Raw genomic sequence first — 26,236 nt, 5'->3', positions numbered from 1 at the left:
TGCCTACGCCTGCCCGGTCAGCGCCCCGGCCAGCGGGCCCAGCGGCGGCGCCCACTCGCGGATCTCGGCGCGGGCCACGACGCCGGCCGTGGAGAACGGGTCCGCGTCGACGATCGCCTGCACGGCGGCCCGGTCCTCGACGCGGAAGATCAGCAGGCCGCCCGGGGCCTCACCCGGGGCCCAGGCGCCGGCGACGAGCATCGTCCCGTCCTCGGCGAGGGGGCGCAGGTAGTCACGGTGGGCCGGACGCGTGGCGTCCCGGAGCTCCGTGTCGTCGGTGTAGGTGTAGATCAGTGCGAAAGTCGTGGCCACACCGCGATCCTCGCACGCGGCGACGCCGACGGGGCCACCGTCGGCGTCGTCGTCCGTCGTCACTTCGCCGCGAGGCGCTCCAGGCGACGGGTGGTGGGCCAGCGGACGTTCGTCGCCCAGCCCGCCTTCTCGAAACCGCGGATGACCACGGCGGAGATGTCGATCTGGCCCTTCTTCACGCCGTGCCGGGCGCAGGTCGGGTCGGCGTGGTGCAGGTTGTGCCAGGACTCGCCGCAGGACAGCACGGCCAGCCACCAGACGTTGGCGGACTTGTCGCGTGCGGCGAACGGGCGCTCGCCCCAGATGTGGCAGATCGAGTTGATCGACCAGGTCACGTGGTGCAGCACCGCGACGCGGACGAAGCCCGCCCAGAACAGCGCGGTCAGCGCACCCCACCAGGACATCGTGATCAGACCGCCGAGCAGTGCCGGGCCGAGCAGGCTCGCGACGACGATCAGCGGGAACGCCTTGTCGACGCGGGCGATGTCGCGGTCCTCCAGCAGGTCCGGGGCGAACCGCTTCATATTGGTCAGGTCGCGCTGGAACAGCCAGCCCAGATGGGCGTGCCAGAAGCCCTTGACCAGGGCCATCGGGCCGGTGCCGTAGAGCCACGGCGAGTGCGGGTCGCCCTCCTTGTCGGAGAACGCGTGGTGCCGGCGGTGGTCACCGACCCAGTCGAGCACGCTGCCCTGCAGCGACAGGCTGCCCGCGATCGCCAGCGCGATCCGCAGCGGGCGCTTCGCCTTGAACGCGCCGTGGGTGAAGTACCGGTGGAACCCGACCGTGACGCCGAGGCAGCTCACGTAGTAGAAGACGACAGCCAGCACGACGTCGGTCCAGCCCAGGAAGCCCGCCCCCCAGGCGAGGGGGACGGCCGCGAGCAGCGCCAGGGTCGGCAGGACGACGAACAGCCCCACCAGGAACATCTCCCCCGGCGGGCGCTTCCCGTCCAGGACGGGTGCGGGCCCGCTCTTCGTGGGAGCCGGTGCCGCGTCGAGTGTTGTCATGGCTCCACTACATCGGGTGACCGGCGTCGGCACAGTCCGGCTGGCCCCCCTGTGTGGAAGGGGGTATCTCCTCGGCTGGGCCGTTCGCGCGATCCCGTACCCCCGTGAGCAGAACCTGCGACGACGACGTGACCGTCCGCTCGCGGTGAACAGCTCACCGGGGAGCCCGCGATCGGGCGGGCGGCGTACGTCACCGCGATCCTCAGGGTTCGGTGAAGACGTCGTCGATGAGCACGGTGACCTGGACGGGTTCGAGGTCCGTGAGGTGGCGGACCGTGGCGACCACGGCGCGGCGGACGTCGTCGGCGAGCTGGTGCAGCGGGCGTCCGAAGTCCGCGGCGAGGGTGATCTCCAGGGCCGTGCTCGCCCCGGCGACGCCTGCGGTGACCTCGGAGTCCGAGTCGCGGTGGCCGGACAGGTCACGGCTCAGGGCGACGCGGACACCGGGAACACCTTCGGCGGAGTGCCGCGCAGCGGCGACGACCACCCGCGCGGCGACGCGGGTGAGCCCGTCGGCAGTGCGGACGGTGGCGTAGTCGCTGTCGTCGATCGCGCTGCGGATGCGCGCGAGCGCCTCCTCCATCGGCCCCTCGGGCGCGATCACCTGCTCGGCGGCCAGGTCGCGCAGGGGTGACAACAGCCGGTCGTACTCCGCGAGAGCCGCCTGGCAGTGCACGCAGCCCTGCTGGTGCACGTCACGGTCGGCACCGCGGCCGTCGGCGACCTGGGTGAGCAGCGTGTCGACCGACCTGCCGCAGGTGAGGGTGTCCCGGTCCCGACGGTCGGTGTGGTCGGGCTGGTCGTGCTCGGTCATGCCCACTCCCGCATGGTGTCGGCGAGCCGGCGGCGGGCTCGGTACAGACGGCCGCGCAAGGTCGGTTCGGAGACGCCGAGGATGGCGGCGGCCTCGTCGTAGCCCAGCTGCTCGATGTCCACCAGCACGACGGGGGCCCGCTGTTCAGGTGGGAGACCGGTGACCGCCGCCAGCATCGCCGAGAGCCTGTTCCTGGCCATCACCTGGGCGTCGGCGCCCGGCGAACTGACGATGTCGGGATCGGTCAGGGGTGTGTCCTCACGGCGACGCCTGATCGTGCCCAGACAACGGTTCACCACGATGCGGTAGAGCCACGTGGTGAACAGGCTCGTGCCCGCGAATCCGGCCAGCGCCGTCCACAGCTGGATGACGACCTCCTGGGCGACGTCCTCGGCGTCGTCGGGGTTGCCGAGCATGCGCAGGGCGATCCGGTAGATGCGGTCGCGGTGTCGCCGTACGAGCGCCTCGTAGGCGTCGAGCGAACCCTCCTGGGCCTTGCCGACGAGCCAGTCGTCGGCCTGGTGGTCGAGCCGCTCGGGACGGGGCCCACGCCGCGCCGGGACGGGGCGGGGCCGGCTGTCGTCGTGCGCCACGTGGCTCCGTACCTCCGGCGGGATGGTCGACGCCGACCTGTCGGCCTCGGGAACTCGTTGCTGCGGTGCCGAGTGCGCCGACGCCCCCGAGCCGGCGACAGGGGCGACGGACATGCGGACGATCGTTGCGTAGACACGAACATCCCGCCCGGCGGAGCAGTGCGCCCACGCGCGCAACGGGCGGGGGTCACCTGTAGTCCTCGACGGTGACGGTGATTCCCGCGTCGGGGATGACACAGCGGACAGCGGCTCTGACCTGGTCGGCGATCTCGGCGATCGGATGGGGGTAGCGACCGACGACGTGGACGTCGACATGCGTGGAGCGTCGAGCGTCCGCGCCCGTCCGCTCGGCGCTCCCCGGGTCGACGCCGAGGCGGACACCCACGACTCGCCGTCCCGGCAGATGGGTGGCGACGGTCCCGAAGGGCCCGCCGTGGAGATCGACGACGCCCGGACAGCCCCGTACCGCGTCGGCGAGTGGGACACTGAGGTGGTCAGGATGTACTGGTCGGGGGTCGGTCATGGGCCCTCTCCTCTCTCGTCGTCGCGAGCTGTCGAGGTCGTGTGGGGGGTGGGCGCCCGGTCGTGCGCCGCCGGCTGTGTGTCAGGTGCGATCGCAGCCAGGTCCACGCACAACCGGGTCAGAACCGGTTCCGGCACGAGCGCGATGACGTGCGCCGCAGCTCCGGCATGCGTGCGGCATCGACCTCGCCGACGATCCGCAGCACCACGGTCCCCGGGCCCGGCCTGTCCACCAGCACGTCAGCGGCATGGTGCTCACTCATTCGGTCGTCCTCGACATCGTCGTCGGTGATCGGGTGATGCCGGGTCCGTCGGCGGACCGACCGCGGACGGGCGCATCGCCCGCAGATTCACCACCTGGTCGACGCGGACGAGAGGCAGCCGGTCGGTGCGGCGCCGCGGAGAGCACCTGCAGCCCTCGATCACGACGACGATCTCGGCCGCCCGTCCGGCGGAGGCAACGGATGCACGGACCAGGGCGGCGATCCCGTCGGGCGTGCAGGCCGTCCGTCCGACGGCCGGGGAAGGTGGCCGTCGACCTCGCCGCAGGGCCCGGGTGCGAGTTCCCTCCGGCAGCGCAGCTCAGCGCCCGGGTCGCGGCCGGGGCGAGGGCCGGCCCGGGGTGGACGTCACGCGATGCGGGCCGCTCCGCCGCCGAGGGTGTACACGCCGCGGACCTCGCGGGCCGCCGGACCTGCGATCTCGGCGACGACTGCCTCGGCGATCCGGGTACTGCCCCGGCCGGAGGACAGCGCGCCCGACGCCGCCGGGCCCGGGGTCGTCGCCGTGGGGGTGTCCGAGGTGGTCATGTCCTGTCTCCCTTCGTGCCGCGGGCCCGGCCGCCTGGTGTGCCGGGGCCTCTGCGGCGGAGGAGGCCTCCGTTGCCGGAAGGTCTCGTTCCGTTCCACAGCCGTGGGACACGATCGGGACAGGATCCTCACGCGGCGGTGCTGTGATGTGAACCATCGCCGAGCGGTCGGTCCTCGCAACCGGGGGAGACCGGTGCCGGCGAGAGTGGAGGGTCGTCCTGCCACCCGGCGTCTCGCGAATCGTCCATAGCCCTGCGTCACGCTGTCGGCCGGCCGGCACGGCCTCGACCACGGGGAGCCGTGCGAGCGGTCCTGCCGGAGACGTTCCGGAGCGGACCGCTGATCGGACCTGGAGCCGGAGGTCGGGATCGAACCGACGACCTACCGCTTACAAGGCGGTTGCTCTACCACTGAGCTACACCGGCGGGCAGGCCCCAGCCTAACCCGCCCCTCCGTCGCAACCGCTCACCCCGCCCGGCCGTCGGACGGTGTGAGGTAGGCCGACGCCCCGACGCCGGTCGGCGGCCCGCCCCTAGCCTGGTGGGCGACGCCAGACCCGCACGACGGAATGGAGGGATCGTGGCCGAGGAGACGCCGCCGGCCGACCGGTTCGCACGGCGACTGCGCGGCGCGCTGCGGCGTGACGCGAAACGGCTGCTCACCCCGGGTCCGTCGACGGTGCCGATGCTCATGCTCGGCCCGCAGGTCCCCGACGACGCCCGTGTGCAGGAGGTCCTGGACCTCTGCATGCGGATCGGTGAGATCGAGCTGTCCTCCGGCGAATCGGTCGACGAGGTCACGGCGACGATGCTGCGGCTGGCCAACCTGGCAGGTCTGCCGGCGGTCGACGTGGACATCACGTTCACCTCGATCACGATGTGCTGCCACCGCGGCAACGCCGCCCAGCCGGTGACGACGATGCGGCTGGTCCGCTACCGCACGCTCGACCTGTCCCGCCTCGCCGAGACCGAGGCGATCATCCGCGACGTCGAGGCGGGTCGGCTCGACGTGCGGGCGGCGTCGTCGAAGGTCTCCGAGGTCGTGCGGCACCCGCACCCCTACCCCCGCTGGGTGGCGACGTTCGGCTGGGCCGCGCTGGCCGCGTCGATCGCCCTGCTGCTCGGTGGCGGCCCGCTGACCGCGACGACGGCGTTCGTCACCACCGCGATCATCGACCGGATCGGCCGGGTACTGGCCCGGCGCGGGGTCGCAGCGTTCTTCCAGCAGGTGGTCGGTGGCTTCCTCGTCACCGCCTCGACGGTCGCCCTGGTGCAGCTGGAGGTGTTCCCGCCGGGCACCCGGGCGTCCTACATCGTCGCCGCGGGCATCACGGTGCTGCTGTCCGGGCTGAGCGTGGTCTCCACCGTGCAGGACGCCCTGACCGGCTACTACCTGACCGCGGCCGCCCGCATGGTCGAGATCTCACTGCTGTCGGCGGGGCTTCTGACCGGCGTCGTGCTCGGCCTGCAGCTCGGGCTCGCGATGGGGACCCAGATCGAGGTGTCCGGGGACCTGCCGTCGGGACCGGGCCAGTTCGGGCTCTCGCTGGTCGCCGGTGCGCTGGCGGCGGCGTTCTACGCGCTCGCCGGGTACGCACCGTTGCGGTCGTTGCCGATCGCCGGCGCGGTCGGCGCGTCGAGCTGGCTGGTCTACGGCCTGCTCACGCAGAACGCCGGGCTCGGCCAGGTACCCGCGACCGGGGCCGCGGCCCTGGTCGTCGGGCTCGCGGCGGGCCTGCTGCGGCGCGGCACACAGACCCCGCCGATGGTCGTCACCCTCGCCGGGGTCACCCCGCTGCTGCCCGGTCTGGCCGCCTACCGCGGCTTCTACCAGCTGGCGATCGAGGGGCCGTCCGAGGGATTGGTGACGATCACGATCGCGCTGGCCGTCGGTCTGGCGCTGGCCGCGGGCGTCGCCCTGGGGCAGTTCGTGGCCAGCCCGCGCCGCCGTCCCGAGGACCGGCCCGGCGGGGCCGAGAGCTCCCCCACCGGCGCCGCGGCCGTCGGCGCCCCGGTGCCCGACACCACGGCCGACGGGGCCGATCCGAAGTAGGGTCGCCACGGGGCGAGCGTCGAGGAGGGCATGTGTCCACAGGGGAACCGGTGACCGCAGCGGATCTGGTGGTGGTGGCCAACAGGCTCCCCGTGGACCTGGAGCGGCACCCGGACGGCAGCACCACCTGGCGTCGCAGCCCGGGTGGCCTGGTCACGGCGCTGGAGCCGACCCTGCGGGCCCGGGAGGGTGCTTGGGTCGGCTGGCCCGGCGTCCCCGACGCCGAGGTCGAGCCCTTCGCCGAGGACGGCCTGTCGCTGTTCCCGGTGATGCTGACCGCGCAGGAGGTCACCGACTACTACGAGGGCTTCTCCAACGGCACGCTCTGGCCGCTCTACCACGACGTCGTCGCACCGCCGCAGTTCCACCGGCACTGGTGGCGGGCCTACACCGCGGTGAACCAGCGCTTCGCCGAGGAGGTCGCCAAGGTCGCCGCGCAGGGCGCGACGGTCTGGGTGCAGGACTACCAGCTCCAGCTCATCCCGGGGAAGCTGCGCGAGCTGCGCCCGGACCTGCGGATCGGCTTCTTCCTGCACATCCCGTTCCCGCCGGTCGAGCTGTTCCGCCAGCTCCCGTGGCGGACCCGGATCATGGAGGGACTGCTCGGCGCGGACCTCGTCGGCTTCCACACCGACGGCGGCGTCCGCAACTTCCACTGGCTCGCCCAGGAGCTCGCCGGGGCCTCCCCCGACCGCGACCCCGAGGTGCTCCACCACGGCGGACGGCGGATCCGGCTCGGCGCGTTCCCGATCTCGATCGACTCGCACCGGCTCGACGAGCTGGCCCGGACCCCCGAGGTCGAGAAGCGCGCCGCCGAGATCCGGACGGAGCTCGGCAGCCCGGAGAAGATCGTGCTGGGGGTCGACCGGCTCGACTACACCAAGGGCATCGACGTCCGGCTCCGCGCGTTCCACGAGCTCCTCGAGGAGGAGCGGGTGTCCGTCGACGACGCGGTGATGATCCAGCTGGCGACGCCGTCGCGGGAGCGGGTCGAGCACTACCAGCAGATGCGCGCCGACATCGAGCAGGCCGTCGGCCGGATCAACGGCGAGTTCGCCCGCGTCGGGCACCCGGCGGTGCACTACCTGCACCGGTCGCTGCCGCGCGAGGAGCTCGCCGCGTTCTTCCTCGCCGCCGACGTCATGCTCGTGACCCCGCTGCGCGACGGCATGAACCTCGTCGCCAAGGAGTACGTCGCCTGCCGCCCCGACGACGGCGGCTGTCTCGTGCTGTCCGAGTTCGCCGGTGCCGCGATCGAGCTGACCAGCGCTCTGCTGGTCAACCCGCACGACACCGACGGCGTCAAGGAGGCGCTCTACGCGGCGCTGACCATGAACGCCGAAGAGGGGCGCAAACGGATGCGCACGCTGCGCCGCCAGGTCCTCGACCACGACGTCGACCGCTGGGCCACCGGGTTCCTGGAGGCGCTCGGCATCCGGGTCGAGCAGTGAGCCCCGACGCCGCCGTGGAGCAGCTCGCCGGCGTGGGGCGGCTGCTCGTCGCCCTCGACTTCGACGGCGTACTGGCCCCGCTGGTCGACGACCCGTCGGCGTCGCGGCCGCTGCCCGCCTCGGCCGACGCCGTCCGGCGCCTCGCGGCGCACGACGCGACGACCGTCGTGATGCTGTCCGGCCGCGGCCGCGACGACCTCGCAACCGTCTCCGGGTTCGTCCCGCCGGTCGGGCTGGTGGGCAGCCACGGCGCCGAGTACGACGACGGGCTCGCCGCCCTGCTCGGGCGCGGCGGCCTGCTGACGCCTGCGCAGGAGCGCCGGCGGACCGCGCTGCTCGACGGCCTGCGCACCCTGGTCGACGGGACCCCCGGGGCGCGCCTGGAGACCAAGCCCGCGGGCGGAGCGGTGCACGTGCGCGGCATGGACCCGGCCGCCGGGGCGGCGCTGCTGGAGCGGGTCGACGCCGAGTGGGCCGGTGACGGCGTCGACGCCGTCGCGGGCAAGGACGTGCTGGACCTGGCCGTCGTCGAGACCACCAAGGGCTCCGCGGTGGAGGCGCTGCGGTCGGCCCTGCACGCGGACGCGGTGCTGTTCGCCGGGGACGACGTCACCGACGAGACCGCGTTCCGGGTGCTGGGCGACGGCGACGTCGGCATCAAGGTCGGCGACGGCGACACCGCGGCCCGCTTCCGGGTCGCCGACCCGCAGGAGATGGCCGGGGTCCTGGAGCGGCTGGCCGCGCTGCGCTGCGGGTCCTGACCAGGTCCTGACCGGGTCCTGACCAGGTCGCGGCAGCTCAGTCGAGGTCGGCCAGCGCGGCCGGGGGCTCGCGGCACGGGTCGTCGGCGGCGGGCAGGTCGGAGGCGTTGCCGGGGATCCCGAGGCCCTCGGTGGCGGCGAGCCCACCCATCTGGTTGTACCAGCGCGGGGCGCGCTCGCGGGCGTGCCAGTAGCCCTTCGCGCTGATCCAACCGCGTTCGCCGGGGTCGGCGACACCGTTGCCGTTGGAGTCGCCGAGGAAGCGCATGCCGCCGCCGGGGGCGCGTTCGACGTGCAGCGGGGACGGCAGCAGCCCGATGAGCTGCGCGGACTCGTCCACGCTGAGCGAGCGGCTGGACTTGCCGAAGTAGTACCAGGAGGCGGCGCAGACGCCGTAGACGCGCGGCGCGAACTGCGCGACGTTGACGTAGATCTCCAGGATCCGGCGCTTGGACATGACGAGCTCCATCGTCTCCGCCGGCGGGATCTCCAGTGCCTTGCGCACCGGTTCCAGCGGCGGATAGCGCCCGGCCCACAGGAACAGGTTCTTCGACGTCTGCTGGGTGATGGTCGACCCGGACGGGTCGTCGGTGCCGTCCATGTACGCCTGCACGCGCGCCCACTGCATCCCGTAGTCGACGGCGAGGGTGCGCTCCGGGAACTGCTGGTCCTCCTGCCCCATCACCACGATCAGGAAGTTGCGCGACACGTGCTCGGCGTCGGTCCACTGCGCGACGGTGGGCCCGAAGTTCCACAGCCGGAACATCGTGTACGGCGGGTTGACCAGGGTGAACAGCAGCACCAGGACCAGCGGGACGGCCTGGGCGACCAGGGCCCAGCGCAGCAGCCTGCGCAGCCGGACCCGGGTCGACGGCGGCGGGGTCCCGGGGGGCCGCTGCGGCCGCAGCCGGCGCAGTCGTTCCCGCAGCGCCGCGACCTGCGGCCCGATCGGGCGACGCGGAGCGCGGGGCTCCTCGGGACGGGGCACGGGGGCCGCTCCGCGACGCGGCGGGGGGCCGGTCCGGCGGGCGCCGCGACGCGTGGGCAGTGGCCGCTGGGCCGGGTGGAGCACGTCCGGGCGGTCGGACGCCACGGGGCGCGGGATCGGGCGCAGGGCGTCCGGGGAGTCGGACGGTGCGGGGCGCGGGGCCCGACGCAGGCCGTCGGGGCGGTCGGGCGGCGCGGAGGGCCGCGGGGCCGGCGGGGGTGGCACGGCGCGGGCCGGCCGCCCGCCCGCCGGCGGACGTCCGGGAGGCGGGGGCGGCCCGACACGTGGCGTCCCGGCCCCGGGACGCGGCGTGGGAGGCGGCATCGGGGGGCGCCGCCCGGCGGGGCCCGGGGGCGGTGGTGGCGGACGGCGACGTGGGTCGCGCTCGTCGTTCAGCGCAACCTCCCCCTCGCCCCGGTCCGGCCACCCGGACGGGCGACCCGAACCCGACGATACCGACGGGGCGGGAGGAACCGTGGCCGGTACGGGTCAGCGCGGCGGACCGCAGGCCGGGTCGACGGCAGCGAGCACCTCGACCTCGTCGCCGACGGCGATCTCCGCGCCCGGGTCGTCCGGGATCAGGTTGACCCCGAACCACACCTTGCCGTCGAACCGCCGGTGCCGGGCCAGGGTGGCCATCGGCTCGCGGCCCGTGACGGCCGTGTCCGGGTCGACGGTGGTGAGCACGCAGCGGGCGCAGCCCTTGGCCACCCGGAACTCCGCGGCGCCGATCCGGATGCGCCGCCAGCCGTCCTCGGCCCAGGCCGGTGCGCCGTCGACGACGGCGTTCGGCCGGAACCGGGTCATCGGCAGCGGCGCCTCGGCCGCGTCCGGGCCGTCGGCGACCAGCGCGTCCAGCGCGTGCAGCGAGGCCGTGGAGGCGAGCAGCAGCGGGTAGCCGTCGGCGTAGGAGACGCGGTCCTCGTCGTGGGAGAAGTCGGGGTCGGGACGGCGTCGGGCCGGGTCGTCGAGGTGGATCAGCCGCACCGGGTCGCCGAGCAGCTCGGAGAACCAGGCGTCGGCCGCCGGGCCGGCCGGGACGCCGGCGGTGTCCCAGCGGTGCACGCGGGCCGGCACCGGCTCGCCGTCGGGCACGGGGACGGTGAACGGCGGCAGCCCCGGTCCGGTCAGGCGGAGCCCGTCGTCGGCGGGGGTGGGCGCGACGAGCACGAGCCGCGGGTGGGTGCGCGCGGTGACCACGGCGCCGTCGTAGCGGACCAGCATCCAGCGCCGGTCCCCGGCGAGACCGGCCCGTTCGACGACCGCGCGGGCGACGTCCGCGCCCCGGCAGGACTTGACCGGGTAGCGGCGCAGCCCGGTCAGGCTCACCATCCGGAGAAGAACTCCCCGGACTGGCGCAGCCCGCGGGTGGTCGCCCCGACGATCAGCTCCGTCGGGAGCGTGACGTGCTCGGGGACGTGGCGGTCGCCGCGTTCGAGCAGCAGCCGTCCGGCCTCGAGGCCCTTCTCGCGGAACGGCTGGCGGACCGTGGTCAGGCCGACGCGCTCGGCCTCGGGCACGCCGTCGAACCCGGCGACCGAGAGGTCCTCGGGCACCCGCAGGCCGCGGTCGCGGGCCTCGCGCAGCGCGCCGAGGGCGAGGATGTCGGAGGTGCACACCAGCGCGGTGATCCCGGGGTGGGAGTCCAGCAGGGTGGCGGCGCCGTCCGCGCCGGCGTCGAGGGAGTGCTCGAACCGCTCGATGACCGGGACGTCGGCCCAGTCGACACCGGCCTCGGCGAGCGCCGCGCGCAGCCCGGCGAGGCGCTCCCGCTGCACGGCGTAGGAGCTGCCCTCCTGCCGGGCGACGTCGGCCCTGCCGTCGTGCCGGTGCGAGGACAGGCGCATGCAGAGCACACCGACGCGGCGGTGGCCGAGCTCGACGAGGTGCCGCCCGAGCGCGAGGGTCCCGGCGCGGTCGTCGACGCCGACGCGGTCCACCCCGGTGATCCCGGTGGGCTGGTCGCAGACGACCGTCGGCACCGGGCGCTGCAGGACGGCCCGGAAGTGCGGGTCGTCCTCACTGACCGAGTAGACGACGAAGCCGTCGACCCCGGCCTGGTAGACGGAGTCAACGTCGGAGTGCTCGGGGCTGACCGGGATCAGCAGCAGGCCGGTGCCCGCCTTCTCACAGGCCAGCGCGAGCCCCTCCAGGAAGCCGGTGGCGCCCGGGTCGCGGAAGGCGTAGCTGAGCGCCTCGGTGAGCAGCAGGCCCACCGCTCCGGCGCGCCGGGTGCGCAGCGAGCGGGCGACCGGGTCCGGGCCCGGGTAGCCGAGCCGCCGGGCCGCCTCCAGGACACGCTCGCGCAGCGGCGCGGACAGCTGGTCGGGGCGGTTGTAGGCGTTCGACACGGTCGTCCGGGAGACCCCGAGCTCGGCGGCCAGCGACGCGAGCGTCGCCGGACGCCGCGGGTGCTGGGGGCCGGTCATTCCCCGAACGGTAGCGGCGCGGTCACGCACGTGAAAGTCCGCCCCGACCGGCCACGACGGGATCACACGCCGCGCGCGTTCCCGGCTCCCCGTACAGCGGTAGAGTGAATCTGAGAATGATTTCCAATAAATGTATGCCGATATGTTGATGGGAGTTCCGTCCGTGTCCCGATCCCCGCTCCGCCCGGCCGCGCTCGTGGCCGGGCTGGCCGCACTCGCCCTGGGTCTGACCGCCTGCGGCTCCGGCCAGGTCGACGCCCCCACCAGCGCCGACACCCCGCAGGTGAAGATCGTCACCTCCACCGACGCCTGGGGCGCGGTCGCCCGCGCCGTGGGCGGCAACTACGCCAGGGTCGAGTCGGTCATCAGCTCCCCCGACGTCGACCCGCACGGCTACGAGCCGACCCCGCAGAACGCGGCGACCGTCGGCGAGGCCCAGCTGCTGGTCATGAACGGCGGCGGCTACGACGCGTTCATGACCGATCTCGTCGCCGCGTCCGGCAACGCGGCACCGCTGGTCGACGCCGTCGAGGTCTCCGGCATCGAGGGGGCCCAGGAGGCCGCCGCCGACGACCACGGCCACGACCACGACGCCGGGGCCACTCCCGAGCCCGCGGGCGAGGCGGAGCACGAGCACGGCTCGTTCAACGAGCACGTCTGGTACGACCCGGCCGCGGTCGGCCGCGTCGCCGAGCAGCTCGCCGACCAGCTCGGCCGCATCGACCCGAGCGCCGCGGAGTACTTCCGCACCAACGCCCAGACCCTCGAGGGCGGCGTCGCCCAGCTGACGTCGAAGGCCACCGAGATCGGCCGCGCGCACCCGGGGGCCCGGGTCGCCGTCACCGAGCCGGTGCCCGCCTACCTGCTGCAGGCCGCCGGGATCGCGAACGCGACCCCGCAGGAGTTCTCCTCGGCCGTCGAGGAGGGCACCGACCCGCCGGCCGCCGTCGTCGCGCAGATGCTCGGGCTGTTCACCGCGCAGCCGCCGGTCGACGCGCTGATCCTCAACAGCCAGACGACCTCGCCGACCACCGACCAGGTCCGCGACGCCGCCCAGAAGGGAGGCGTCCCGGTGGTCCAGATGTCCGAGACGCTGCCCGCGGGCACCACCGACTGGGTGCAGTGGATGAACGCCAACCTGGACGAGCTCTCCGCGGCGCTGAACCGCTGACATGGGTTCCTCGCAACAGTCCGCGCTGTCACTGCGCGGGGCGGGCCTCCGGTTCGGGGCCCGGACCCTGTGGTCCGGCCTCGACCTGGACGTCGCCCCCGGCGAGTTCGTCGCCGTCCTCGGCCCGAACGGCTCCGGCAAGACGACGCTGATGCGCGTCCTGCTGGGGCTGCTCCCGCTCTCCGACGGCACCGTGACCGTCGGCGGGCACACCCCGCGGCGCGGCAGCCCGGAGATCGGCTACGTCCCGCAGCAGCAGCCGCTCGACCCGGACCTGCCGCTGCGCGGGCGCGACCTCGTCGGCCTCGGGCTCGACGGGCACCGCTTCGGTCTCGGCCTGGGCCGGCGACGCGAGCGGCGCGAGCGCGTCGACCGCGCGCTCGCCCAGGTCGGCGGCACCGGGTACGCCGACGCCCCCGTGGGGCGGCTGTCCGGCGGCGAGCAGCAGCGGCTGCGGGTCGCGCAGGCACTCGTCGGGGACCCGGCGGTGCTGCTGTGCGACGAACCCCTGCTCAGCCTGGACCTGTCCCACCAGCGGATCGTGACCCGACTGATCGACGAGCGCCGCCGCGCCGCGGGCACCGCGGTGCTGTTCGTGACCCACGAGATCAACCCGGTGCTGCCGCTGGTGGACCGGGTCCTCTACCTCGTCGACGGCCGGTTCTCGATCGGCACCACCGACGAGGTCATGACCTCGGAGACGCTGTCGCGGCTCTACCGCACCGACGTCGACGTGCTGCGGGTCCGCGACCGGCTGGTCGTCGTCGGGGCCGAGGACTCCCCGGTCCCCCGGGACGAGCACGCCGAGCACGGCGTCGCGGTCGGGGGTGGCGCGTGACCGAGTTCCTGGCCCGGATCCTCGACCTGTCCGGCACCGGCACGTTGCTGGGCTACCCGTTCGTCCGCAACGCGCTCATCGCCTGCGCGGTGCTCGGGCTGGTCGCCGGGCTGCTCGCCCCGCTGGTCGTCAGCCGCGGGATGGCCTTCGCCGTGCACGGCACCGCCGAGCTGGCCTTCACCGGGGCCGCAGCCGGGCTGCTGCTCGGCGTCGCCGTCGGGGTGGGGGCGGTGGTGGGCGCCGTCGTCGCCGCAGTGATCTTCGGCGTGCTGGGCCTGCGCCAACGCGAGCGGGACTCGGCGATCGGCGTGGTGATGGCGTTCGGGCTCGGCCTGGGCGTGCTGTTCCTGGCCCTCTACGACGGCCGCTCCTCCAACCGGTTCGGCCTGCTGACCGGCTCCATCGTGTCGGTCGACCAGCAGAACCTGTGGGTGCTGGGGGTCGTCGCCGTCGTCGTGCTCGCGACCCTGGCGCTGCTCTACCGGCCGCTGCTGTTCGCCAGCACCGACCCCGACGTCGCGCTGGCGCGCGGTGTGCCCGTCCGCGCGCTGACCCTGGTGTTCGGCGTGCTGATCGGCCTGGTGACGGCGCTGGCCGTGCCGATCGTCGGAGCGATCCTGGTGCTGTCGGTGCTGATCGTGCCCGGCGCCGCGGCGAACCGGGTCACCGCGAACCCGCTGCTGGCGACCGTCCTCGCGATCGTCATCGCGGAGGTCGCGCTGGTCGGCGGGACGATCCTGTCGCTGGCGCCGGGGCTGCCGATCTCGGCCTACGTGGCGACCATCGGGTTCGTCGCCTACCTGCTCTGCCGGCTGGTGGGCCGGCTGCGCGGCCGGGGCCCGGTCCGCGCCTGATCCGCTGTCCGCGCGGTGATCCGCCCGTCGCGTGCGTCCGGACGCGCGCGGGGAGCGGATCACCGCGCGTCGCGGCGATCACGCGTCGGGTCAGCGGCCGACGCGACGGCGGCGGGCCACCTCGGCCAGAACGACGCCGGTGGCGACCGAGGCGTTCAGGGACTCCACGCGACCGGCCAGGGGGATCGAGACGGTCACGTCGCAGGTCTCGCGGACCAGCCGGGACAGGCCCTTCCCCTCCGACCCGGTGACGATCACCAGCGGCCCGGAGGCCAGGTCGAAGTCGTCGAGGGAGACGTCGCCGTCGGCGGCCAGACCGGCGACCATCAGCCCTGCGGAGGCGTACTCCTGCAGGGTGCGGGTCAGGTTCGTCGCGCGCGCGACCGGGACCCGGGCCGCGGTGCCCGCCGAGGTCCGCCAGGCCACCGCGGTCATGCCCGCGGCGCGCCGCTGCGGCACGACGACGCCGTGCCCGCCGAACGCCCCCACCGACCGGACGACCGCACCCAGGTTGCGCGGGTCGGTCACCCCGTCCAGGGCGACGGCCAGTGCCGGGCGCCCGGAGTGCGACGCGGCCTCCAGCACCTCGTCGGGGTGGGCGTAGGCGTACGGCGGCACCTGCAGGGCGAGGCCCTGGTGCAGCGCTCCGCCGCTGATCCGGTCGAGGTCGTTGCGCGGCACCTCCAGGATGGAGATGCCCCGCTCCGCAGCCAGCGCGACGGCCTCGGTGACGCGGTCGTCGGCGGACATGCCGGTGGCCACCTGCAGCGCCGTCGCCGGGACGCCGGCCCGCAGGCACTCGACGACCGGGTTGCGGCCGAGCACGGTCTCCGGGGTCTCCCCGTCACCGCGACGGCCCGCGACCGGGCGTCGGCGCTGCTGCTGGTCCTGGGCGGCGCGGCGCGCGGCCGCCCTCGCCTTCGGGTGGCCGGGTCGCATCTCGCCGGGCGGGGTCGGGCCCTTGCCCTTCAGTGCGCGCCGGGGCTGGCCGCCGGATCCGACGACCATGCCCTTCTTGGTGCCGTCCTTACGGATCGCACCGCGGCGCTTGGAATTGCCTGCCATGAGTTCTACGAGTCCTAGTTGTCTTTGAGAGTCCAGGTGGAGCCGTCGGCGCCGTCCTCGACGGCGATCCCGGCGGCGAGCAGCTCGTCGCGGAGCCGGTCCGCGGTGGCGAAGTCGCGCTCGGCGCGCGCGGCCCGGCGGCGCTCGAGCATCGTCTCCACCAGGGTGCCCAGTGCCTGCCGGGCGGCGTCGCCCGACTCCTCGGCCACGCCGCCGGCTGCCAGCGGGTCCAGGCCGAGCACCTCGGTCGTCGCACGGACCGCGGACGCGGCCCGCAGCGCGCCGGTGACGTCCCCGGCGTCGAGGGCGGTGTTGCCCTCGCGCACCAGGGTGTGCACGGTGCCGAGCGCGAGCGGGGTGCCCAGGTCGTCGTCGAGTGCGGCGGTGAACGCACCGGGCAGCTCGGCGGCGACCTCGGGCAGGCCGTGCCGCTCGCGCACCCGGTGCACGAACGACTCGATCCGCCGGTACGCGGCGACGGCCTCGTCCAGCGCGGCGTCGGAGTACTCGATCGCCGATCGGTAGTGCGGGCCGACCAGGTAGTAGCGCAGCTCGGCCGGGCGTACCCGCTCGAGCAGGTTCTCGATCGCCAGGGTGTTCCCCAGCGACTTCGACATCTTCTCCCCGCCCATGGTCACCCAGGCGTTGTGCAGCCAGAACCGGGCGAACCCGTCCCCGGCCGCGTGACTCTGGGCGCGCTCGTTCTCGTGGTGCGGGAACACCAGGTCCAGGCCGCCGCCGTGGATGTCGAACTCCGGGCCGAGGTAGGCGGTCGCCATCGCCGAGCACTCCAGGTGCCAGCCGGGACGCCCGTTCCCCCAGGGGGTGGGCCAGCTGGGCTCGCCGGGCTTGGCGGCCTTCCACAGCGTGAAGTCCAGGGCGTCGCGCTTGGCGCCGCCCTCGCCCTCACCCTGGTGGACGTCGTCGACGCGCTGACCGGACAGCGCGCCGTAGTCGGGCAGGGTGCGCACGGCGAAGTACACGTCTCCGCCCGCGGCGTAGGCGTGGCCGCGCTCGATCAGCCGCTCGACCAGCTCGACCATCTGCGTGATGTGCCCGGTCGCCCGGGGCTCCACCGACGGCGGCAGGCAGCCCAGCGCGTCGTACGCGGCGGTGAAGGCCCGCTCGTGCGTGGCCGCCCACTCCCACCACGGACGGCCCGCGGCCTGCGCCTTGCGCAGGATCTTGTCGTCGATGTCGGTGACGTTGCGGACCAGCGTGACGTCGTACCCGGACCGGGCCAGCCAGCGGCGCAGCACGTCGTAGTTCAGGCCCGAGCGGACGTGGCCGATGTGCGGCAGGCCCTGCACCGTCGCCCCACAGACGTACATCGACACTGCTCCGGCCCGCAGCGGCGTGAACGCACGCTGCTCCCTGGTCGCTGAGTCGAGAAGTCTGAGGCTCACGTCACCAGGGTACGGGCCTCCGATTCGTCCACTACACGCGCGGTGGGGCTGCGGCAAGGTGTCCGGCATGGCTGTTCAGCGGATGTACCCGCGGCTGGTCGTGCCCGACGCCGACGCCGCGATCGACTTCTACCGCGCCGCGTTCGGCGCGGAGCTCGTGGAGCGCTACACCGACGGCTCCGGCGCCGTGGTGCACGCCCTGCTGCGGGCCGGCGGCGCGGAGTGGGCCGTCAAGGACGGCGACGACGTCGACCCCGCGCCGTCGGGGCCCGGCGCGGTGATCCTGGCCCTGGAGGTCGACGACCCGGACGCGGTCGCCGCGGCGATGGTGGAGCACGGCGGCCGGGTGCTGTTCCCGGTGACCGACCACGACTACGGGCAGCGCGGCGGCCGGCTCGCCGACCCGTTCGGCCACGCCTGGATGGTGGCGGCCCACGCCGACGACCTCACCCCGGAGCAGATCCAGGAACGGACCGGGCGTCTCTAGCCCGCGGGCAGCAACAGCGCCGTCGCGACGGAGGCGCGGCCCTCGCCGCGCCCGGTCAGCCCCAGCCCGTCGGTCGTCGTACCGGACACCGACACCGGGCCGCCCACCACCTCCGAGAGCACCCGTTCGGCCTCGGCCCGGCGCTTCCCGATCTTCGGGTCGTTCCCGATCACCTGGACGGCGGCGTTGCCGACGGTCCAGCCGTCGCGGGTGAGCAGGCGGCGGACCTCGGCGAGCAGGGTCGCCCCGCTCGCACCCGTCCACTCCGGACGGCCGGTGCCGAACACCGCGCCCAGGTCGCCCAGCCCCGCCGCGGACAGCAGGGCGTCGCACAGGGCGTGTGCGGCGACGTCGCCGTCGGAGTGCCCGGCGCAGCCGTCGGCCCCGGGCCACAGCAGACCCGCGACCCAGCAGTCGCGGCCCGGCTCGACCGGGTGCACGTCGGTACCGATCCCGACCCTCATGCGTGTTCCTCGTGCTCGGTGACGCGGCCCGCCCCGGCGAGCAGCAGTTCGGCGATGCGCAGGTCCCACGCGGTGGTGATCTTGAACGCGAGCGGGTCCCCGGCGACGGTGGTGACCGGGTCGCCGAGCGCCTCGACCAGCCCGGCGTCGTCGGTGCGGGGGTCGGGTGTGCCCGCGTGGGCGCGGCGCAGGTCGGCCGCGCGGAACCCCTGCGGCGTCTGCACCGCACGCAGCTCGGAACGGTCCACGGTGGACACGACGGTCCCTGCGCCGTCGACCCGTTTGACCGTGTCGGCCACAGGGAGCACCGGGATCACCGCGGGCGCGCCCGCGCGCACGGCGCCGACCACCCGGCGGACGACGTCGGGTGGGGTGAGCGGGCGCGCGGCGTCGTGCACCAGCACGACCTCGGCGTCCGTCCCGGTCGCAGCGAGACCCGCCGCGACGGAGGCGGTGCGGTCGGCACCGCCGGCGACGACGGTCGCCGGACGTCCGGGCAGCATGGCGGCGGCGGCGTCCACCTGGTCCGCGGGGACGACGACCACCACGTGCCCGACGACGTCGGACGCGAGAAGGCCGTCGACCGCGCGTACCAGCATGGGAACCCCGGCCAGTCCGACGAACGCCTTGGGCACACCTGCACCCAGACGCACCCCGGAACCGGCCGCGGGAAGCACCGCGACGACACCCGCCCCGGAGGACGGTCCGTGCACGCCGGTCAGGCGTTCGCGGTGGCGAGCACCTCGTCGAGCAGGACCTCGGCCCGCTCCTCGTCGGTGCCCTCGGCCAGCGCGAGCTCGCTGACCAGTATCTGCCTCGCCTTGGCCAGCATCCGCTTCTCACCGGCGGACAGGCCCCGGTCCTTCTCCCGCCGCCAGAGGTCGCGGACGACCTCGGCGACCTTGTTCACGTCACCGGACGTGAGCTTCTCCCAGTTCGCCTTGTACCGGCGCGACCAGTTCGTGGGCTCCTCGGTGTGCGGCGCGCGCAACACCTCGAAGACCCGATCCAGCCCCTCCTGGCCCACGACGTCACGAACACCGACCACCTCGACGTTGTCGGCGGGGATGCGCACCGTCAGATCGCCCTGCTGGACCTTCAGGACGAGGTACTGCACTTCCTCGCCCTTGATCGTCCGGGTCTCGATCGCCTCGATGAGCGCGGCACCGTGGTGCGGGTAGACGACGGTCTCTCCGACCTTGAAAACCATGTGTCCTCTGGCCCCTTTCGCTGAGTCCAGATTAACACGTCGCCCGGGCGGGACGGCGACCGGCTTTCACCGTCGTCGCAGGTCAGGGGGTTGACAACGGCGGAGGAACGTGTTTCCGCGGGCGTGGCGCCCATCCGGACCGGCCCGGCCACGTGCCGGTCGCCGCCGCGTCACGCCCCGGACCACCGGGTCTGCCGCCCCACCGTCCGGCGGGGACGCGGTCGTCACACCCGGGTGCCCGACCGCGCAACGCGCCGGAGCGCGCGACTAGGCTGCCTCCCGACAGACCCAGCATGTGCGCCGGGGGCACTTCGGGGCACCGGCAAGGAAGGACACGACGACCGTGAGCCGCACCCGCCGTTCCGCCCGGACCCTGGCCGGGGTCGCCGGCGCCGTCGCCCTGACCGGCCTGCTGATCAGCGGCTGTGGAGCCGGGCAGATCGCGCAGACCGCAGAGCAGGTCGCCGCCGTCAACGGCGCCAACGCCACGGTCGGCTCGGTCGACCTGCGTGACGTCCAGGTCGCCTACCCGACCACGCCCGCGGGCCCGGACGCGCTCTACCGCCAGGGCGGCGCCGCTCCGCTCGTCGCCACCCTGGTCAACACCGGATCGGTCGCCGATCGTCTGGTGTCGGTCACCTCGCCCGCCGCCGCGTCGGTGCAGATCCAGGGCGACGCGACCATGCCGCAGGACATCGCGCTGGTCTCGCCGGGCAACCTGCAGCTGACCCCGACCAACGCCAAGCGCGTGCAGCTCGTCGCCGAGGGCCTGACCCGTCCGGTCCCGGCCGGCGCGCAGATCCCGATGACGTTCGTGTTCGAGAAGGCCGGCTCGGTGACCCTCACCGTCCCGACCGGCGTGCCGACCGTCGAGGGTTCCCCGGGGCACGCCCCGGAGCGCGCGTCGTTCGCCGACGGCGAGGAGGGCGCCAACGGCGCCGAGACCGGCGTCAACTCCGAGACCGGCGGCCAGGCCGAGGCCCCGTCGGTGGATCAGCCGAACCCGGTCCCGGCCGGTGAGGGCGCCCCCGTCGCGCCCGGCAACGAGGGCAGCGGCGCCGGCGGCGCCGCCGGCAACTGACCCCCCGGTCCCGCGCCGCCCGCTCGGGCGGCTACCGCTGCACCGAGTGCGACCACCGCACGGCGCAGTGGGTGGGGCGCTGTCCGGGCTGCCAGGCCTGGGGGTCGCTCGAGCAGGTCGAGCCGGTGCGCACCGGCGGGGGCGGCCGGACCGTCGTCGCCGGGGCGCCCAGCACCCCGGCCCGGCGGATCGCCGAGGTGGAGCTGGACTCCGCCCGGGCCCGGCCGACCGGCGTCGACGAGCTGGACCGGGTCCTCGGTGGCGGGCTCGTCCCGGGCGCGGTGGTGCTGCTGGCCGGTGAGCCGGGCGTCGGCAAGTCCACGCTGCTCCTGGAGGTCGCCGCACAGGCCGCGGCCCGGTCCCGGGTCCTCTACGTCTCCGGTGAGGAGTCCGCGGGCCAGGTCCGGTTGCGGGCCGAGCGCACCGGCGGCGTCCACGACGAGCTCTACCTCGCCGCCGAGTCCGACCTCGAGTCGGTGCTCGGCCATGTCGACGCGCTGCGGCCGTCGCTGCTGGTGGTGGACTCGATCCAGACCATGTCCACCGCCTCGGTCGACGGCAGCCCCGGCGGGGTGACCCAGACCCGCGCCGTCACCGTGGGGCTGACCGCGCTGGCGAAGGAACGCGGCCTGGCCGTGCTGCTCGTCGGCCACGTCACCAAGGACGGCGGCATCGCGGGCCCGCGGGTGCTGGAGCACCTGGTCGACGTGGTGCTGCACTTCGAGGGCGACAAGCACTCGGCGCTGCGGATGGTCCGCGGGGTGAAGAACCGGTTCGGTCCGGCCGACGAGGTCGGCTGCTTCGAGCTGCGCGACTCCGGCATCGTCGGTCTCGCCGACCCCTCGGGGCTGTTCCTCGGCCGGTTCGGCCAGGGCGCCGACACGGTGCAGCCGGGGACCGCGGTGACCGTCGTGATGGACGGGCGACGGCCACTGCTGGCCGAGGTGCAGGCGCTCGTCGCGGGGGCGAACATCCCGAGCCCGCGCCGTGCGGTGACCGGGCTGGACTCGTCGCGGGTGCCGATGCTGCTCGCCGTCGTCGAACGGCGGGGCGGGCTCAAGCTGCACGACGCCGAGGTCTACACCGCCACCGTCGGCGGGATGCGGATCACCGAGCCCGCGGCCGACCTCGCCATCGCGCTGGCGGTCGTCTCGGCGAAGCGGGACGCGGCGCTGCCCGCGGACCTCGTCGTGCTGGGCGAGCTCGGGCTGGCCGGCGAGCTGCGCCGGGTGCACGGGGTCGACCGGCGCCTCGCGGAGGCCGCACGGCTGGGCTTCACCCGGGCGATCGTCCCCACCGGGGCCGAGGTCGGGCGGACCGGGATGCAGATCACCGAGGCGTCGTCGCTGCGCGAGATCATGGCCCGCATCCGCTGAGCCTCAGCTCATGAGCAGCGGGACGGGCTCGCTCACGACCCGGTCGAGCCGGGCCAGCACCCGGTAGCCCCCCGGGCCCACCCGGGTGCGCTCGCCCGCACAGCCGGGCTCCGAGGCGAGCCCGGTCCAGGTCACGGCGAAGGCCACCGGCTGGCCGGGCACCAGGGTGCGCAGGTCGTCCGACGACGGGTTGGAGCAGTCGTTGGACGACCAGAGCTTGGTCGCCCCGTCGCCGCTCCAGACGGCGATCTCCTGCTGGGCGCCGTCGAGGTCGCGCACGCAGGGCTGGCCGGAGACGTTGGTGACGACCAGCCGCAGCTCGGGCCGCGCGCCGGAGGGGTAGGTCGGCTGCCCGGTCTCGGCGCGCACCTCGATCATCGCGTCGGTGCAGGGCACCGGACCGGTCGGCGGGGAGGGTGCGGCCTGCGGCACCTGGACGGACGGGCGTGGTGTGTCGTCGGGGCGGACCGTCTCGTCCGCCGGGCCCGCGTTCGGGGTCGCGGGCCCGGCGGACGTCCCCGTCGCGGCGGCCGGCGGGGGTCCGGGCGCGGCGGGGTCGGGGAGCGGCACGGACGCGGGTGCCCCCGTCCCCGGGGCTGGGGATGCCGGGGACGGGGACCCCGGGGGCGCCGCAGGTGCGGCCGTCCCTGTGTCCGGTGTGGTCTGCGACGACTGGGGGGTCGTCCGTGCGGCCGTCCCGGCGGGCTCGTCGGAGCCCCGTGGGATCAGCAGCCAGGTGGTGAGCCACAGCAGCGCGAAGAGCGCGAGCAGCGCGACGCCGACCGCGCACGCGCGCCGACGCCAGTAGACCGACGCCGGCAGGGGACCCACCGGGTGCATGTCACCGACGGTAGATCTCCGGTTACACGAAGTCGCCGCCGCCGCGCCGGGAACGGACATGTCCGGCGAGGTCCACCCGGCGGGGCGACCCGCGCGTCCCGACCGGGTGAGTGCAGTGGCGGAACGGCCGCCCGCGCGCCCCCCGGGCCGGCCCGGACGGGGTCGATGACCCGGATCGCCCGACCCCCGGGCGAGTGGCGCACCGACCCGCGGTGACCGGCGTCGTCCGGTGACAGGGCCCGCCCGGTCACCCGCGGACGGGAACCACCCCGGTCGTGGCGCGCGCCCCGGTGGCGGGCGCGGTAGGGACCGTGATCCACGGGACGGCCGCGGGCGACGCCGACGGTGCCCGGTCCGTGATCACGGCGGGGCCGTCGCCGGGGGCCCGGCCGGGGCGCGGGACACTGGGACGGTGGTGGCCGACCTGATCTTCCCGTGGTTCCGGGCGCATGCCCGCGACCTGCCGTGGCGGCGCCCGGAGACCACCCCGTGGGGCGTGCTGGTCAGCGAGTTCATGCTCCAGCAGACCCCGGTCGCCCGGGTCGAACCGGTCTGGCGGGACTGGCTGGAGCGCTGGCCGGCGCCGTCGTCGCTGGCCGCCGCGCCGCGCGCGGACGTGCTGCGGGCCTGGGGCAAGCTCGGCTACCCGCGCCGCGCGATCCGGCTGCACGACGCGGCCGCGGCGATCGCCGCCCGGCACGGCGACGCCGTCCCCTCCGACGTCGAAGCGCTCGAGGCCCTGCCCGGTGTCGGCTCCTACACGGCGCGGGCGGTGGCGGCGTTCGGCTTCGGGCTGCGCGCCGCCGTCGTCGACACCAACGTCCGCCGGGTCGTGGCCCGCGCGGTGCACGGTCAGGGCGACGCCGGACCGGCCCGCACCCGGGCGGATCTGGCCGACGTGGACGCACTGCTGCCCGACGACGACGCCGAGGCCGCCGTCGTCTCGGCCGGGCTGATGGAGCTGGGCGCGGTCGTCTGCACCGCCCGCTCGCCGCGCTGCGCGGACTGCCCGGTCGCGGCCCGCTGCGCCTGGGTGGCGGCCGGCAGGCCCGCCTACGACGGCCCGCGCAAACCGGTCCAGGGCTTCGCCGGCACCGACCGCCAGGTACGCGGCAAGCTCATGGACGTGCTGCGCACCGCGCCCGGACCGGTCGAGCGGGCCGCGCTGGACGCCGTCTGGTCCGACGCGGGCCAGCGGGACCGGTGCCTGCACTCGCTGCTGGTCGACGGCCTGGCCGAGCAGACCGACGACGGCCGCTTCGCCCTCCCCGTCTGAGCGGGGGACCGATGCCCAGCACCGTCCGCTTCCGGCTCGACGACGACGGCGCCGCCGCGCTCACCGCGCTGCGCGACCGGCTCGCCGCGGCCGGGATCCCGGTCGCGGCCGGGACGCCGCACGTGACCGTCGCCGCGGCGGGCACGGTCCCGCCGCCCGCCGTGCGGGAGCTGACCGCCCAGCTGCGCCTGGTCGCGCTGCCGGTGCTGTGGCTGGCCGGTCTCGGCTCGGTCGGCCCGGACGCGCCGGACGTGCTGGCGCTGACCGCCGTCACCGACCCCCAGGTGCTGGCCGTGCACACGGCGGCGCACGACGCGCTGGCCGGACGGGTGCGGGGCGCGCACGCCGCGCACCTGCCGGGATCCTGGCTGCCGCACGTGGTGCTGGCGACCGGGCGGCCCGCCGAGGCGTTCGCGTTGCTGCACCCGGTCGAGCCGGTGCGGGCGCGGATCACCGCCGTCGAGCTGCACGACTCGCGCACCGGGGAGACGGTGGCCCTCAGCGCGGGCTGAGCCCCGCGAGGGCCTGCTCGACCAGCCCCTCCACCATGGGGGTGAGCGCGCCGCGGCGGTCGGCCGGGATCGCACACCGGCGCAGGACGGCCCGAGGTAGCCGTCGAACAGGAGGGCGGCGACGTCCGGGTCGGTGGCCGGGTCGGTCCCCGCCGTCGCGGCCCCGCTCGATCCACTCCGCCGGCCGCCGGGCCGCGGTCGTCCGGTGCCGGACCGGCCCGGGCGCGGCGAGCCAGCCGAGCATCATCTGTCCGGTCCCGTCCGGGTCGGTTGTACCGGCCGGGGTCGGAGCCCGCGCGGCTGGTCGTATACCTGCACGGCGGCGGCCCGTCCCCTGTGGTGCGCCCCGACTCTAGGCTTGCCCCGTGGCGGACGAACAGGACGTGCGGCGGATCGCGCTCGCCCTCGACGGCGTCGTCGAGAACCCGAGCGAGGGGTTCGACTTCCGGGTGCGCGGCAAGGGCTTCGTGTGGTCCTGGCCGGAGCGGGTGCCCGGGCGTCGGCGGGTCATCCGCACCGACGTCGCGGTGCTGTACGTCGGCGACGAGGCGGAGAAGCAGGCCCTGCTGCGCGGCGAGCCCGACCTGTTCTTCACCGACCCCGGGCACGAACCGTGGCCGCTGGTGCTCGTCCGCCTGGACCAGGTGGACGAGGCCCGCCTCGCCGAACTGGTCGGCGACGCCCGGCGCATGCGCATCGACGACGCCGGGCAGGGATAACGTGGCGGACATGGCCATTGTGAAGATCAACGCGATCGAGGTCCCGGAGAACGCGGGCCCCGAGCTGGAGAAGCGGTTCGCGAACCGCCTGCACGCCGTCGACGGGCAGCCCGGGTTCCTCGGGTTCGAGCTGCTGCGCCCCGTCTCCGGCGACGACCGGTACTTCGTCGTGACCCGCTGGGAGACCGAGGCCGACTTCCAGGCGTGGCGCGAGGGCCCGGCCGCCGAGGCGCACGCCGGTCAGCGCTCGCCGCAGCCGGTCGCCAAGGGCGCGTCACTGCTGGAGTTCGAGGTCGTCGACCTGCAGCAGATCGCGGCGGGGTCCTGATCGACGCCCGCGAGGTCGCTGCGGCCTTCTCCGACGAGATCGCCGCGGCGGCCCGCCTGGTCCGCGACGCGGGCGCGCTGCTGATCACCGCCGGCGCCGGGATGGGTGTCGACTCCGGGCTGCCGGACTTCCGCGGCGGCGAGGGCTTCTGGCGGGCCTACCCGCCCTACGCGCGGCTCGGCCTGCGTTTCGAGGAGCTCGCCGACCCGGAGCACTTCGCCGACGACCCGGCGCTGGCCTGGGGCTTCTACGGCCACCGCCTGCACCTCTACCGGGACACCGTGCCGCACCCCGGGTTCGCGGTGCTGCGCCGCTGGGCCGGCCGGGTGCCCTCGAACGTGTTCACCTCGAACGTCGACGGCCAGTTCCAGCGGGCCGGCTTCGCCCCGGACGACGTCGCCGAGGTGCACGGCTCCATCCACCACCTGCAGTGCCTGCGGCTCTGCGGTCACGGCGTGTGGCCCGCCGACGGCGTCGAGGTGCCGATCGACGAGACCACCATGCGTGCCGTCGGCGAGCTGCCCCGCTGCCCGGGCTGCGGCGGCACCGCCCGTCCGGCGATCCTGATGTTCGGCGACGGCGGCTGGGACGACGCGCACGCCGCGACGGCGCTGCAGCGGCACGTGGACTGGCTGGCGGCGCACCGGACCGGTGTGGTCGTCGTCGAGCTGGGGGCGGGCGGTGCCCTGCCCACGGTGCGTCGCCGCTCGGAGCTCGCCTCGGCCGCGACCGGCGCGCTGGTGCGGATCAACGTCCGCGAGCCGCAGGTGCGCCACGGCCGCGGGGTCGGCATCGCGGCCCCCGCGGCCGCGACCCTCGCCGCGATCGACGCCGCCCTCTGAGCCGACCCGCCCCGCGCACCTGCGTGCCG

30 protein-coding genes and 1 tRNA gene are annotated in these 26,236 nt (G+C 74.9%); 14 read left to right on the top strand and 17 right to left on the bottom strand.

From position 1 onward, the window contains the following. Positions 1 to 3: 3 nt before the first annotated feature. The 8 genes from DMP15_RS04625 to DMP15_RS04590 form a co-directional block, all read right to left on the bottom strand. On the bottom strand, positions 4 to 312 hold the full coding sequence (locus tag DMP15_RS04625) for a YciI family protein (RefSeq protein ID WP_073576920.1): 309 nt from the start codon (positions 310 to 312) through the stop codon (positions 4 to 6). Positions 313 to 371: 59 nt separating this feature from the next. Next, a complete protein-coding gene (locus tag DMP15_RS04620) occupies positions 372 to 1,319 on the bottom strand; it encodes an acyl-CoA desaturase (RefSeq protein WP_073576728.1) in 948 nt (315 codons plus the stop codon). 202 nt (positions 1,320 to 1,521) lie between these two features. Continuing rightward, complete coding sequence (locus tag DMP15_RS04615) at positions 1,522 to 2,133, bottom strand: Asp23/Gls24 family envelope stress response protein (RefSeq protein WP_139282895.1); 612 nt, start codon at positions 2,131 to 2,133, stop codon at positions 1,522 to 1,524. Continuing rightward, entirely contained in the window at positions 2,130 to 2,840 is a 711-nt protein-coding gene (locus tag DMP15_RS04610; RefSeq protein ID WP_083658818.1) for an RNA polymerase sigma factor, read from the bottom strand. The genes DMP15_RS04615 and DMP15_RS04610 overlap by 4 nt, the downstream gene beginning before the upstream one ends. A 73-nt stretch (positions 2,841 to 2,913) precedes the next feature. Then, on the bottom strand, positions 2,914 to 3,249 hold the full coding sequence (locus tag DMP15_RS04605; RefSeq protein WP_073576730.1) for an Asp23/Gls24 family envelope stress response protein: 336 nt from the start codon (positions 3,247 to 3,249) through the stop codon (positions 2,914 to 2,916). A gap of 118 nt (positions 3,250 to 3,367) precedes the next feature. Beyond that, a complete protein-coding gene (locus DMP15_RS04600) occupies positions 3,368 to 3,511 on the bottom strand; it encodes a hypothetical protein (RefSeq protein WP_161151993.1) in 144 nt (47 codons plus the stop codon). Positions 3,512 to 3,877: 366 nt separating this feature from the next. Further along, positions 3,878 to 4,057 (bottom strand): Asp23/Gls24 family envelope stress response protein, encoded by a 180-nt coding sequence (locus DMP15_RS04595; RefSeq protein WP_073576731.1) that lies wholly within the window; start codon positions 4,055 to 4,057, stop codon positions 3,878 to 3,880. Positions 4,058 to 4,407: 350 nt separating this feature from the next. Beyond that, positions 4,408 to 4,482: transfer RNA gene (locus tag DMP15_RS04590), tRNA-Thr, on the bottom strand. A 154-nt stretch (positions 4,483 to 4,636) separates the two neighbouring features. Here DMP15_RS04590 and DMP15_RS04585 point away from each other — a divergent pair. Genes DMP15_RS04585 through otsB form a run of 3 tightly spaced genes read left to right on the top strand, consistent with a single transcriptional unit; the run spans position 4,637 to position 8,321 of the window. Beyond that, positions 4,637 to 6,109, top strand: a complete 1,473-nt coding sequence (locus tag DMP15_RS04585; RefSeq protein WP_100878895.1) for a threonine/serine ThrE exporter family protein — start codon at positions 4,637 to 4,639, stop codon at positions 6,107 to 6,109. A gap of 32 nt (positions 6,110 to 6,141) precedes the next feature. Next, positions 6,142 to 7,560, top strand: coding sequence for an alpha,alpha-trehalose-phosphate synthase (UDP-forming) (locus DMP15_RS04580; RefSeq protein WP_443217622.1), 1,419 nt, complete (start codon positions 6,142 to 6,144; stop codon positions 7,558 to 7,560). Continuing rightward, the gene (gene otsB, locus DMP15_RS04575; RefSeq protein WP_073576734.1) at positions 7,557 to 8,321 is read left to right on the top strand and encodes a trehalose-phosphatase; all 765 of its coding nucleotides are present in this window, start codon (positions 7,557 to 7,559) and stop codon (positions 8,319 to 8,321) included. The genes DMP15_RS04580 and otsB overlap by 4 nt, the downstream gene beginning before the upstream one ends. 37 nt (positions 8,322 to 8,358) lie before the next feature. Here otsB and DMP15_RS04570 read toward each other — a convergent pair whose 3' ends face one another. The 3 genes from DMP15_RS04570 to DMP15_RS04560 form a co-directional block, all read right to left on the bottom strand. Further along, on the bottom strand, positions 8,359 to 9,309 hold the full coding sequence (locus DMP15_RS04570; RefSeq protein WP_217266915.1) for a transglycosylase domain-containing protein: 951 nt from the start codon (positions 9,307 to 9,309) through the stop codon (positions 8,359 to 8,361). A gap of 489 nt (positions 9,310 to 9,798) precedes the next feature. Next, positions 9,799 to 10,641, bottom strand: a complete 843-nt coding sequence (locus tag DMP15_RS04565) for an MOSC domain-containing protein (RefSeq protein WP_073576735.1) — start codon at positions 10,639 to 10,641, stop codon at positions 9,799 to 9,801. After that, complete coding sequence (locus tag DMP15_RS04560; RefSeq protein WP_073576736.1) at positions 10,635 to 11,738, bottom strand: LacI family DNA-binding transcriptional regulator; 1,104 nt, start codon at positions 11,736 to 11,738, stop codon at positions 10,635 to 10,637. The genes DMP15_RS04565 and DMP15_RS04560 overlap by 7 nt, the downstream gene beginning before the upstream one ends. A 163-nt stretch (positions 11,739 to 11,901) precedes the next feature. Between DMP15_RS04560 and DMP15_RS04555 the strand changes: the two genes are divergently transcribed. Genes DMP15_RS04555 through DMP15_RS04545 form a run of 3 tightly spaced genes read left to right on the top strand, consistent with a single transcriptional unit; the run spans position 11,902 to position 14,601 of the window. After that, positions 11,902 to 12,909: a metal ABC transporter solute-binding protein, Zn/Mn family gene (locus DMP15_RS04555; RefSeq protein ID WP_304580163.1), complete on the top strand. Its 1,008-nt coding sequence runs from the start codon at positions 11,902 to 11,904 to the stop codon at positions 12,907 to 12,909. 1 nt (position 12,910) lies between these two features. Further along, the gene (locus tag DMP15_RS04550; RefSeq protein WP_073576738.1) at positions 12,911 to 13,747 is read left to right on the top strand and encodes a metal ABC transporter ATP-binding protein; all 837 of its coding nucleotides are present in this window, start codon (positions 12,911 to 12,913) and stop codon (positions 13,745 to 13,747) included. An 8-nt stretch (positions 13,748 to 13,755) separates the two neighbouring features. Next, positions 13,756 to 14,601, top strand: coding sequence for a metal ABC transporter permease (locus tag DMP15_RS04545; protein WP_073576922.1), 846 nt, complete (start codon positions 13,756 to 13,758; stop codon positions 14,599 to 14,601). A 90-nt stretch (positions 14,602 to 14,691) separates the two neighbouring features. Here the strand turns inward: DMP15_RS04545 and rlmB are convergent, their stop codons facing one another. Both rlmB and cysS read right to left on the bottom strand, forming a co-directional pair. Beyond that, positions 14,692 to 15,666, bottom strand: coding sequence for a 23S rRNA (guanosine(2251)-2'-O)-methyltransferase RlmB (gene rlmB / locus DMP15_RS04540; protein ID WP_073576739.1), 975 nt, complete (start codon positions 15,664 to 15,666; stop codon positions 14,692 to 14,694). A 14-nt stretch (positions 15,667 to 15,680) separates the two neighbouring features. Then, a complete protein-coding gene (cysS, locus tag DMP15_RS04535; protein WP_073576740.1) occupies positions 15,681 to 17,072 on the bottom strand; it encodes a cysteine--tRNA ligase in 1,392 nt (463 codons plus the stop codon). 67 nt (positions 17,073 to 17,139) lie between these two features. On the opposite strand from cysS, the gene DMP15_RS04530 reads away from it, so the two are divergent. Further along, a complete protein-coding gene (locus DMP15_RS04530) occupies positions 17,140 to 17,559 on the top strand; it encodes a VOC family protein (RefSeq protein ID WP_073576741.1) in 420 nt (139 codons plus the stop codon). Here DMP15_RS04530 and ispF read toward each other — a convergent pair. The 3 genes from ispF to DMP15_RS04515 are packed head-to-tail and all read right to left on the bottom strand — an operon-like array spanning position 17,556 to position 19,233. Further along, positions 17,556 to 18,023, bottom strand: a complete 468-nt coding sequence (ispF, locus tag DMP15_RS04525; RefSeq protein WP_073576742.1) for a 2-C-methyl-D-erythritol 2,4-cyclodiphosphate synthase — start codon at positions 18,021 to 18,023, stop codon at positions 17,556 to 17,558. The two genes, DMP15_RS04530 and ispF, sit on opposite strands and share 4 nt — an antisense overlap. Further along, positions 18,020 to 18,736, bottom strand: coding sequence for a 2-C-methyl-D-erythritol 4-phosphate cytidylyltransferase (gene ispD / locus DMP15_RS04520; RefSeq protein WP_073576743.1), 717 nt, complete (start codon positions 18,734 to 18,736; stop codon positions 18,020 to 18,022). The genes ispF and ispD overlap by 4 nt, the downstream gene beginning before the upstream one ends. 5 nt (positions 18,737 to 18,741) lie before the next feature. Beyond that, positions 18,742 to 19,233 carry a CarD family transcriptional regulator gene (locus DMP15_RS04515; RefSeq protein ID WP_020625956.1) on the bottom strand — a complete coding sequence of 164 codons (492 nt, stop codon included), beginning with the start codon at positions 19,231 to 19,233 and terminating at the stop codon, positions 18,742 to 18,744. 343 nt (positions 19,234 to 19,576) lie between these two features. On the opposite strand from DMP15_RS04515, the gene DMP15_RS04510 reads away from it, so the two are divergent. Both DMP15_RS04510 and radA read left to right on the top strand, forming a co-directional pair. Then, positions 19,577 to 20,314 carry a copper chaperone PCu(A)C gene (locus DMP15_RS04510; RefSeq protein WP_073576744.1) on the top strand — a complete coding sequence of 246 codons (738 nt, stop codon included), beginning with the start codon at positions 19,577 to 19,579 and terminating at the stop codon, positions 20,312 to 20,314. Beyond that, positions 20,311 to 21,690 carry a DNA repair protein RadA gene (radA, locus tag DMP15_RS04505; RefSeq protein WP_073576745.1) on the top strand — a complete coding sequence of 460 codons (1,380 nt, stop codon included), beginning with the start codon at positions 20,311 to 20,313 and terminating at the stop codon, positions 21,688 to 21,690. Before DMP15_RS04510 ends, radA begins: the two co-directional genes overlap by 4 nt. A gap of 3 nt (positions 21,691 to 21,693) precedes the next feature. Here radA and DMP15_RS04500 read toward each other — a convergent pair whose 3' ends face one another. Beyond that, positions 21,694 to 22,530: a hypothetical protein gene (locus tag DMP15_RS04500; RefSeq protein ID WP_073576746.1), complete on the bottom strand. Its 837-nt coding sequence runs from the start codon at positions 22,528 to 22,530 to the stop codon at positions 21,694 to 21,696. 412 nt (positions 22,531 to 22,942) lie between these two features. Between DMP15_RS04500 and DMP15_RS04495 the strand changes: the two genes are divergently transcribed. The 5 genes from DMP15_RS04495 (at position 22,943) to DMP15_RS04475 (ending at position 26,207) form a co-directional block, all read left to right on the top strand. Then, entirely contained in the window at positions 22,943 to 23,806 is an 864-nt protein-coding gene (locus DMP15_RS04495; protein WP_253068496.1) for an A/G-specific adenine glycosylase, read from the top strand. 11 nt (positions 23,807 to 23,817) lie between these two features. Beyond that, a complete protein-coding gene (locus DMP15_RS04490) occupies positions 23,818 to 24,318 on the top strand; it encodes a 2'-5' RNA ligase family protein (protein ID WP_337825489.1) in 501 nt (166 codons plus the stop codon). 365 nt (positions 24,319 to 24,683) lie between these two features. Next, positions 24,684 to 25,037 (top strand): MmcQ/YjbR family DNA-binding protein, encoded by a 354-nt coding sequence (locus tag DMP15_RS04485; protein WP_073576750.1) that lies wholly within the window; start codon positions 24,684 to 24,686, stop codon positions 25,035 to 25,037. A gap of 10 nt (positions 25,038 to 25,047) precedes the next feature. Next, a complete protein-coding gene (locus DMP15_RS04480; RefSeq protein ID WP_073576923.1) occupies positions 25,048 to 25,365 on the top strand; it encodes an antibiotic biosynthesis monooxygenase family protein in 318 nt (105 codons plus the stop codon). Between the two features lie 101 nt (positions 25,366 to 25,466). Continuing rightward, positions 25,467 to 26,207, top strand: a complete 741-nt coding sequence (locus DMP15_RS04475) for an SIR2 family NAD-dependent protein deacylase (RefSeq protein ID WP_174565891.1) — start codon at positions 25,467 to 25,469, stop codon at positions 26,205 to 26,207. Positions 26,208 to 26,236: the final 29 nt, after the last annotated feature.

This window comes from Pseudonocardia sp. UM4_GMWB1 (assembly GCF_017312155.1).
In the GTDB taxonomy this organism is placed as follows: Bacteria; Actinomycetota; Actinomycetes; order Mycobacteriales; family Pseudonocardiaceae; genus Pseudonocardia; species Pseudonocardia alni.
Note: the sequence above shows the minus strand (reverse complement) of the source record. Positions and strands in the feature narration are given on the sequence as shown.

Coding starts and splice junctions, on each gene's coding strand:
- ispF (WP_073576742.1), bottom strand. CDS start 18,023: ATGAGGGTCGGGATCGGTACCGACGTGCACCCGGTCGAGCCGGGCCGC.
- DMP15_RS04515 (WP_020625956.1), bottom strand. CDS start 19,233: ATGGTTTTCAAGGTCGGAGAGACCGTCGTCTACCCGCACCACGGTGCC.
- DMP15_RS04600 (WP_161151993.1), bottom strand. CDS start 3,511: ATGAGTGAGCACCATGCCGCTGACGTGCTGGTGGACAGGCCGGGCCCG.
- DMP15_RS04560 (WP_073576736.1), bottom strand. CDS start 11,738: ATGACCGGCCCCCAGCACCCGCGGCGTCCGGCGACGCTCGCGTCGCTG.
- DMP15_RS04620 (WP_073576728.1), bottom strand. CDS start 1,319: ATGACAACACTCGACGCGGCACCGGCTCCCACGAAGAGCGGGCCCGCA.
- DMP15_RS04490 (WP_337825489.1), top strand. CDS start 23,818: ATGCCCAGCACCGTCCGCTTCCGGCTCGACGACGACGGCGCCGCCGCG.
- DMP15_RS04565 (WP_073576735.1), bottom strand. CDS start 10,641: ATGGTGAGCCTGACCGGGCTGCGCCGCTACCCGGTCAAGTCCTGCCGG.
- DMP15_RS04480 (WP_073576923.1), top strand. CDS start 25,048: ATGGCCATTGTGAAGATCAACGCGATCGAGGTCCCGGAGAACGCGGGC.
- DMP15_RS04615 (WP_139282895.1), bottom strand. CDS start 2,133: ATGACCGAGCACGACCAGCCCGACCACACCGACCGTCGGGACCGGGAC.
- DMP15_RS04610 (WP_083658818.1), bottom strand. CDS start 2,840: ATGTCCGTCGCCCCTGTCGCCGGCTCGGGGGCGTCGGCGCACTCGGCA.
- rlmB (WP_073576739.1), bottom strand. CDS start 15,666: ATGGCAGGCAATTCCAAGCGCCGCGGTGCGATCCGTAAGGACGGCACC.
- DMP15_RS04605 (WP_073576730.1), bottom strand. CDS start 3,249: ATGACCGACCCCCGACCAGTACATCCTGACCACCTCAGTGTCCCACTC.
- DMP15_RS04550 (WP_073576738.1), top strand. CDS start 12,911: ATGGGTTCCTCGCAACAGTCCGCGCTGTCACTGCGCGGGGCGGGCCTC.
- DMP15_RS04530 (WP_073576741.1), top strand. CDS start 17,140: ATGGCTGTTCAGCGGATGTACCCGCGGCTGGTCGTGCCCGACGCCGAC.
- DMP15_RS04475 (WP_174565891.1), top strand. CDS start 25,467: ATGGGTGTCGACTCCGGGCTGCCGGACTTCCGCGGCGGCGAGGGCTTC.
- DMP15_RS04500 (WP_073576746.1), bottom strand. CDS start 22,530: ATGCACCCGGTGGGTCCCCTGCCGGCGTCGGTCTACTGGCGTCGGCGC.
- DMP15_RS04595 (WP_073576731.1), bottom strand. CDS start 4,057: ATGACCACCTCGGACACCCCCACGGCGACGACCCCGGGCCCGGCGGCG.